Origin of the sequence: Aliirhizobium wenxiniae (assembly GCF_019511445.1) — a bacterium.
GTDB lineage: Bacteria > Pseudomonadota > Alphaproteobacteria > Rhizobiales > Rhizobiaceae > Neorhizobium > Neorhizobium wenxiniae_A.
In genome coordinates this window covers 1-249 of record NZ_JAEUAN010000140.1, presented here as the reverse complement: position 1 = coordinate 249, position 249 = coordinate 1, and the positions used below count along the sequence as shown (strand labels likewise).

1 pseudogene is annotated in these 249 nt (G+C 59.8%); it reads left to right on the top strand.

The features are described 5' to 3' along the window. A pseudogene (locus JNB91_RS30650) lies at positions 1 to 249 on the top strand (IS21 family transposase); the annotation flags it as partial.

Here is a 249-nt window from a genome sequence, read left to right as displayed (position 1 = left end):
GCTATCGCACAGTCGCGCGTTTTTGGTCAGGGCGTATCTGCTGCAGACGCACGAGATGCTGTTTGACGCCCATTGGCACGGCTTCCGTGTGTTCGGCGGCGTCCCTGCTCGCGGCATCTACGATAATATGAAGACAGCGGTCGATCGCGTCGGCCGGGGCAAGGAGCGACAGGTCAACATCCGGTTCCTTGCGATGACGAACCACTACGTCTTTGCACCTGAGTTCTGCAATCCTGCTGCGGGCTGGGA